Origin of the sequence: Methanocalculus natronophilus (assembly GCF_038751955.1) — an archaeon.
In the GTDB taxonomy this organism is placed as follows: Archaea; Halobacteriota; Methanomicrobia; order Methanomicrobiales; family Methanocorpusculaceae; genus Methanocalculus; species Methanocalculus natronophilus.
Genome location: NZ_JBCEXH010000004.1, coordinates 260,340 through 267,736, shown reverse-complemented (window position 1 = coordinate 267,736; position 7,397 = coordinate 260,340). Strand labels below are relative to the sequence as shown.

Sequence of the window (7,397 nt, the reverse complement as noted above, 5' to 3'; positions counted from 1 at the left end):
ATCGGTGATCGCGTAGAGGGGCGTCCTGCATGGACAGAAGCAGGGGCGTAAGGTCCTGTGGACCGTGCAGGAATGAGAATTCTGGCAGTAGTAGAAGCAGAGAACGGTGAGAATCTGTTCCGCCGAAAGGGCTAGGTTTCCTCGGCAATGTTCGTCAGCCGAGGGTTAGTCGGTCCTAAGTTGTGCCGTAACCCGAGCACGACAACAGGGAAACAGGTTAATATTCCTGTACCATACATTCGCAGTTGTTTTCGGACAACCCTGACGCTTCGGGATATACCATGCGAAACTGTCGTTTCGTTCAAGCGTTCAACGCGGTGGAGTACCGTCATGGTGAGAAACCGCAGAAGACGTGATGAGGTAACATGGTCAACTCCTGGAGCCCGTGAAAAGGGGAATGTATGACCGTACCGAGAACTGACACAGGTGCCCCTGGTTGAAAAGACCAAGGCGTGTCGGAACTAATTGTGGTAAGGGAACTCGGCAAAATGGCCCCGTAACTTCGGGAGAAGGGGTGCCTGCCTGGTGATCAGGCAGGTCGCAGTGACCAGGGAACTCCAACTGTCTAATAACAACATAGCAGACTGCAACTCGGAAACGACTCGTATAGTCTGTGAATCCTGCCCAGTGCGGGTATCTGAACACCGAGTTCAATCGGACGAAGGACCCGTAAACGGCGGGGGTAACTATGACCCTCTTAAGGTAGCGTAGTACCTTGTCGCTTAATTGGCGACTTGCATGAATGGAACAATGAGAGTTCTACTGTCCCTACCACAAGTCCGTTGAACCTTTTATCCTAGTGCAGAAACTAGGGACTCCTGATGGGAAGTGAAGACCCCGTGGAGCTTTACTGCAGCCTGTCGTTGTAGTACGGTATTGCATGCGCAGTGTAGATGGGAGACGTCGAACTGGTCCTTCCGGGGACCAGGGAGTCATCAATGAGACACCATCCCTGCTCTGCTGTACTACTCACTCTTCATACGAAGAGGACATCGGTAGGTGGGCAGTTTGGGTGGGGCGCCACACCCTCGAAAAAATATCAAGGGTGCCCTAAGGTCAACTCATGTGAGTCAGAAACTCACAGAAGAGTGTCAAGAGCATACGTTGGCCTGACGCGATGACGCATAGCAAGTCATCGCGAGAGGAAACTCGGGTCTAACGAACCAATACGCCCTGTTGATGAGGGCTATTGACTACAGAAAAGCTACCCCGGGGATAATAGAGTCGTCGCCGGCAAGAGCACATATCGACCCGGCGGCTTGCTACCTCGATGTCGGTTCTTTCCATCCTGGCTGTGCAGCAGCAGCCAAGGGTGAGGTTGTTCGCCTATTAAAGGGGATCGTGAGCTGGGTTTAGACCGTCGTGAGACAGGTCGGTTACTATCTATCAGGAGTGTTCGGAGTCTGAGGGCAAGAAAGAAATAGTACGAGAGGAACTTTCTTTCGTCGCCTCTGGTGTATCGGTTGTCCGACAGGGCACTGCCGAGCAGCTACGCGGCAAGAGATAAAAGCTGAAAGCATCTAAGCTTGAAACTCAGCCTGAAAAGAGACTCCGTTATAGGGCTCGGGTAAAAGACCCGGTTGATAGACCCGGGATGTACGCACGAAGGTAACGACGTGTTGAGTCCGGCGGGTACTAACGCCCAAATCCAGGTTTCTTGAAAAACATATGACGGATCGTTTACCAATAGGATTCTGTTGAACCCAGACGAAATCCAGAATGCATACCTTTAATTCTGTAAAACGAGTACATGTATACTCCTAACAGAACATACACAGCGCCAAGGTGGCGGAGCGGCCACGCGGCTGACTGCAGATCAGCTACACCCCAGTTCAAATCTGGGCCTTGGCTTGTGGTAATGGCGGCCATAGCGGTGGGGATACACCCGGACTCTTTCCGAACCCGGCAGTTAAGCCCACCTGCGTCGAGCACTGTACTGAGGTACGCGAGTCCCCGGGAACTGTTCAACGCTGCCAATACCACCCTTCTTATTCTAAAAAACAACCGTCTTATTCTAAACAACACACTCATCACACCAGACTGATACCGTCTTCTCTTCATAACAACGACCAAACGTCACAGCAACTATCAGAACGGGAAATTGTTTCGAAGCACAGCTGATTCATTGTCTCTTCTCTTCCAACAGAACCTGATTGCCCAAAGCACGAAAAAAAGGGGGGAAAAAGGTTGATCGGGTATGATAGGTTGCAGTATGGAAAGATAGTATACATCCGTTGTCTGCTTTCAGCAGGGTGGTGACCCTGGTGTCTGAGAGGGGGTTGCACAAGGAACAGCAGGAAGAGCAGGGTTTGCGACAAACGTATTCTCCCGGATGCTCCCGGCATACTATACTCTGTTTCTGGACTATATAAGAAAAGTGAGCGGAGGGTGAAAGTGAAAAAAAAATGCGTTGAAAAGGATTGTTGAAGGTTATTTCTTCCTCTCGAGCTTCGTCATCTCAACAGAAAACCCGCGGATAGTCCGATCTTTCATAACACTGATCACTTCTTGCGCTTTGTCTGCGGGGATATCGACATACGAGTGATGATCAAAGATCTCAATTGCACCGATTGATTTTCCGGGAAGCCCGGTTTCACCAGCGATCGCACCGACAATATCCTTTGCCCTGATATCCTTGTCCTTCCCAATAGAGATCCGTATCCGTGCCATACCAGGTTCTATTGGCCCTGCATCACTGCCATCGGCACCGATGTCGCCTGCACGCCCGGAGAGATGGATCTTCATCAGTGCGGTTGCGATCTCAATACAGGTGAGTCCTTCCTCAAGTGCCTGTTCGATATGCGGGATATACCGCTCACCAAGGCCGGTTGCATTGACATCCTTGACCCGCTCAATGAGCGAGCTTGCCTGGGACTCCTCGACATCACTTGTTGTTGGGATTGGAAGCCGGTTGATCTTCACCTTTGCAAACCGCTGAATCTCGCGGAGCTTGTAGATCTCTTTTGGTGCGACAAAGGAGATCGATCGTCCGGCTCTGCCGGCACGGGCCGTCCTTCCTATCCGGTGGATATAATATTCAACATCCTGGGGGACATCATAATTGAAGACAAAATCTATTTCGCTGATATCAAGGCCGCGGGCTGCAACATCGGTTGCCACCAGGATATCGATTGAACGCTTCCGGAACTTCCCCATGACACGATCCCGCTGGACCTGTTTCATATCCCCATGAAGGGCATCGGCAAAGTAACCACGTGCCTGGAGACGCTGGGTCACATCATCAACAGCGCGTTTGGTATTGCAGAAGACCATTGCGAGATCAGGATTATGGATGTCGATGAGTTTACAGAGGACATCAAGCTTCTCGCGTTCCTTGACTTCAAGATAGCACTGCTCAATCTGGGGAACGGTCATCTCACCGTGAACAACCCGGATGAACTTCGGATCCTGCTGATATCTCTTTGAGAGATCAAGGATCTCCGGTGGCATCGTTGCCGAGAAGAGGAGGGTCTGCCTCTTCTTTGGAGTCATCCCGAGAATATATGCAATATCCTCCCTGAATCCCATATCGAGCATCTGGTCTGCCTCATCCAGGATGACAAAGCGAACGTGCGAGATTGAGAGGGTCTTCCGTTCAAGGTGGTCCATGATCCGGCCGGGTGTGCCGATGACAATCTGGGCGCCTGCCCGGAGTGCACGGAACTGGCGCTCAATAGGCTGGCCCCCGTAGACCGGGACGATGGAGAGGCCTTTTTTATACTGGCCAAACCGTGCAAACTCTTCTGCTATCTGGATTGCCAGTTCCCGCGTTGGCGCTAAAACCAGCGCCTGTACGGTCCTGTCCATCGGATCGATGCTGTCAATTGTGGGGATGCCAAACGCGGCAGTCTTCCCTGTTCCTGTCTGTGCCTGTCCAGTGATGTCACGGCCTTCAAGGATCAAAGGAAGTGCCATCGTCTGGATTGGTGTTGCCTCTTCAAAGCCCATATCCGCAATGGCCTTGAGGAGGTCCTGGGATATTGAAAAATCTGAGAATTTTTTCGGGTCTTCCATTGCTATACATATTGCTTTTTGTGGACTTAGAACCTTGGGTGTATGAAGAGCAAGGGAACTTCTGAATTTTCAATAGCTCAGAGCCGGATGAGTGCGGCAATTGTAGCCTGAATCAAAATCCGGGCTTGCAGAAATGCCTCAAAAAAGGGGGCGGGTATGGAATTTCAACTGCTGTTCTGAACGGGCCTGAGCAGGAAGAAGCCGATGATCGCTCCGAAAACTGCAAGCAGAGCGATGTAGGGGAAGACACCGATATAGCTTCCTGTTGAGTCCCTGATAAACGCTGCAAGCTGTGGACCGGCAATTGCTCCTGCACCATAGGCGAGGAAGACCAGGCCATAACACCGCGGATAGTCGCAGGTCCCGAAGTACCGTGCCGTTGCCGTTGGTGCAATGGCAAGCCAGCCTCCAAGACAGCCCCAGAGCAGGCAGAACGCCACGATATAGGTCAGCTCAGACTGTACCTGCCAGAGCATGAGTGATGCTGCCCCGATCAGGACGAAGGAGATGACTGCTGCCCTTGGTGGATTGAGCAGATCAGTCAGCCAGCCAAAGACGGGGCGGCCGCCTCCATTGAAGATCGCAAAGACCCCGACGAGGGCGGTTGCAAGGACTGGCGTGATCCCAACAACTTCGACCCCGACAGGTTGTGCAATCGAGATTGCCATTAAGCCTGCGAGACAGCCGATGAAGTAGCAGATCCAGAGACCGTAGAATGTTGGTGTTCTGATCATCATGGATCGGTCGCATTCACAGGTTTCTGCTGCCGATGGCGGGGGTGTCCACCCGGATGGTCTCCATCCCTCCTTTGGGAAGCGAAGCGGCATCGAGCAGACCAGGATAATGATCAGAAATGCTGCTCCAAAGACCCGGAATGTGTCCATCACACCGATTGCCGGGATCAGGTAGCCTGCGATATTTGCTGATATAAATGCCGAGAAACCAAAACCAAGGAGGGCAAGGCCGACTGCAAAGCCCCGCCTGTCAGGGAACCAGCGGGTGGCCAGCGCAACCGGCACTCCATAGGCAATACCGACACCAGCACCGCCGATGACACCATATACGATGTAGAGCATCTCAACCGGAGTTATCGGCAGCTGGATGGATGTCACCGTCGAGGCGAGCAGCCACCCAAGTCCCGTCAGAAGACCACCAACAATCGTCGTCTTCCTGGGTCCCCAGGTATCGATATATCTCCCCGCAAGCGGCATTGCAATTGCAAATGCTGCCAGGAATATGGAGAACGGCATCAGGACTTCGCCTGTTGTCACCGTCATTTGAAGTTCCTGTGCCAAATGTTCGGTGAGGGGCGCAACAAAGACGCTCCAGGCATAGATGCTTCCAAGACAGATATTGATGATCAGACCTATAAGTACAAAGATCCATCGTCCTCGCTCTGCCGGAAGTCCGAATATGTGTGTTTCCTGCATGATTCAACCCGGGTGTGTCAATAAATAAGGGGATAGGTGGGATTTATTCTTCCAGTGTCGATATATCGCCTGGATCGACTCCCATCTCCTGTGCTTTCAGAACGCGGCGCATGATCTTTCCGCTCCTTGTCTTTGGGAGAGAGGGAACAAAGTCGATCTCTGAGGGCATCGCAATCGGGCCGATGCTCATCCTGACATGGTAGATAAGCTCGTTCTTCAGCTTATCACTTGGTTCATAACCAAGCCTCAGGATGACAAAAGCCTTGATTGCCTGTCCCTTCATGACATCGGGTTTGCCGATGACTGCTGCTTCTGCAACTGCTTCATGGGAGACGAGGGCACTTTCAACCTCTGCGGTACCGATGTTGTGCCCGGCAACGATGATGATGTCATCTGCCCGGCCGAGGACCATGATGTATCCATCCTTGTCCTTCACCGAGAGATCACCCGCTGTATAGTAGGGTGGGATCGTATCCCAGTACTGGCGGTACCGTTCATCGTTTTTATGGACGGTCCTCATCATCGATGGCCAGGGCTCCTTGATGACGAGAAGGCCGCCGACATTTGGCGGAGTTGGGTTTCCTTCCTTATCAACGACATCGACCTGGACACCCGGGATCGGTCTGCCGGCAAAGCCAGGTTTCATCGGTTCGCCCACAAGGGTTGTGATCATATGCATACCGGTCTCTGTCTGCCACCAGGTGTCAAGGATCGGACACTCCGATTTGCCAATGACACGGTGATACCATTCGAAGGCCTCGGGGTTCAGGGGTTCTCCGACAGACCCGATGATCCTGAGGGTATCAAGGTTCGCCTTATTCGGCCATTCCTCGCCGAATTTCATGAACATCCGGATAGCAGTCGGTGCGGTGTAGAAGATGGTGACACCAAAGTCCTCAATGATCTTCCACCAGTTGCTTGGGTCCGGATAGTCAGGAACAGTTTCCGTGATCATGACGGTTGCCCCGACTGCAAGCGGGCCGTAGATGATGTAGCTGTGTCCGGTGACCCAGCCGGGGTCGGCAGTACACCAGTGGACGTCGTTCTCTTTCATGTCGAAGACGTACTTCGTGGTGTAATAGGTTCCGACCATGTATCCTCCACAGGTGTGGACGATCCCTTTCGGCTGGCCGGTTGTTCCTGATGTATAGAGGATGTAGAGCGGATCTTCTGCATCCATCACCTCGGGCTCACAGTGCTTGTCTGCAGCTTCGATGAGTTCGTGGTAGTCGACCTCCATCTCAGAGACGAGTTCAACCTGTGGCTTCTCACGCCGTAAGACAACAATTGTCTCCACACTTGGTGCATTGACAACGGCGTCACCGACGATCGACTTCAGGGGAACCCGTTTTCCTCTGCGATATCCGACATCACTTGTGATAACAACTTTTGCGGATGCGTCCCGGATACGGGTGTTGAGTGCTGCTGCACCAAATCCTCCAAAGACGATGCTGTGGACTGCACCAATTCGTGCACAGGCAAGAATTGAAACGATCTGCTCGGGCACAAGCGGCATGTAGATACAGACCGTGTCGCCCTTGCCGACACCGAGGCTCTTTAAGGCATTGGCACATTTCTGCACTTCGCGGTGCAGCTGCCGGTAGGTCAGGATCCGCTCCTGCCCCTCTTCTTCGCCCCGCCAGATGAGAGCGACTTTGTTCCGGCGCTCGCTCTGGACGTGGCGGTCGAGGCAGTTATAGGTGATGTTCAGTTTTCCGTTGACAAACCATTTCGCATAGGGGTGTTGCCACTCCTTTACCCTGTCCCATGGCTTGAACCAGGTGAGTTCATTTGCAATACGTTCCCAGAAGCCATCGGGATCCTCAAGATAGCTGCCATATGCGCTATCCCAGTCACCCATGTTCGAATTCTCCAGATAGGAGGGATCGGGCTTGTAGGTCTTCTCTTCGAGTTTCACATCGAATGATTCAGACATAGTCTTCTCCCCCATGC

The 7,397-nt window shown here is 52.5% G+C and carries 3 protein-coding genes, 1 tRNA gene and 2 rRNA genes; 3 read left to right on the top strand and 3 right to left on the bottom strand.

From position 1 onward, the window contains the following. From ABCO64_RS06865 to rrf, 3 genes are all read left to right on the top strand, one after another. Nucleotides 1-1,658 (top strand): 23S ribosomal RNA (locus ABCO64_RS06865); the annotation flags it as partial. A 121-nt stretch (nucleotides 1,659-1,779) separates the two neighbouring features. Further along, a tRNA-Cys gene (locus ABCO64_RS06860) sits at nucleotides 1,780-1,851 on the top strand. A gap of 6 nt (nucleotides 1,852-1,857) precedes the next feature. Then, nucleotides 1,858-1,979: ribosomal RNA gene (rrf, locus tag ABCO64_RS06855) — 5S ribosomal RNA — on the top strand. A 451-nt stretch (nucleotides 1,980-2,430) separates the two neighbouring features. Here rrf and ABCO64_RS06850 read toward each other — a convergent pair. The 3 genes from ABCO64_RS06850 to acs form a co-directional block, all read right to left on the bottom strand. After that, the gene (locus ABCO64_RS06850) at nucleotides 2,431-4,014 is read right to left on the bottom strand and encodes a DEAD/DEAH box helicase (RefSeq protein ID WP_253458612.1); all 1,584 of its coding nucleotides are present in this window, start codon (nucleotides 4,012-4,014) and stop codon (nucleotides 2,431-2,433) included. A gap of 164 nt (nucleotides 4,015-4,178) precedes the next feature. Further along, the gene (locus ABCO64_RS06845; protein ID WP_253458614.1) at nucleotides 4,179-5,444 is read right to left on the bottom strand and encodes an L-lactate MFS transporter; all 1,266 of its coding nucleotides are present in this window, start codon (nucleotides 5,442-5,444) and stop codon (nucleotides 4,179-4,181) included. 43 nt (nucleotides 5,445-5,487) lie between these two features. Beyond that, nucleotides 5,488-7,380, bottom strand: coding sequence for an acetate--CoA ligase (gene acs / locus ABCO64_RS06840; RefSeq protein WP_253458617.1), 1,893 nt, complete (start codon nucleotides 7,378-7,380; stop codon nucleotides 5,488-5,490). Nucleotides 7,381-7,397: the final 17 nt, after the last annotated feature.

Coding starts and splice junctions, on each gene's coding strand:
- ABCO64_RS06850 (WP_253458612.1), bottom strand. CDS start 4,014: ATGGAAGACCCGAAAAAATTCTCAGATTTTTCAATATCCCAGGACCTC.
- ABCO64_RS06845 (WP_253458614.1), bottom strand. CDS start 5,444: ATGCAGGAAACACACATATTCGGACTTCCGGCAGAGCGAGGACGATGG.
- acs (WP_253458617.1), bottom strand. CDS start 7,380: ATGTCTGAATCATTCGATGTGAAACTCGAAGAGAAGACCTACAAGCCC.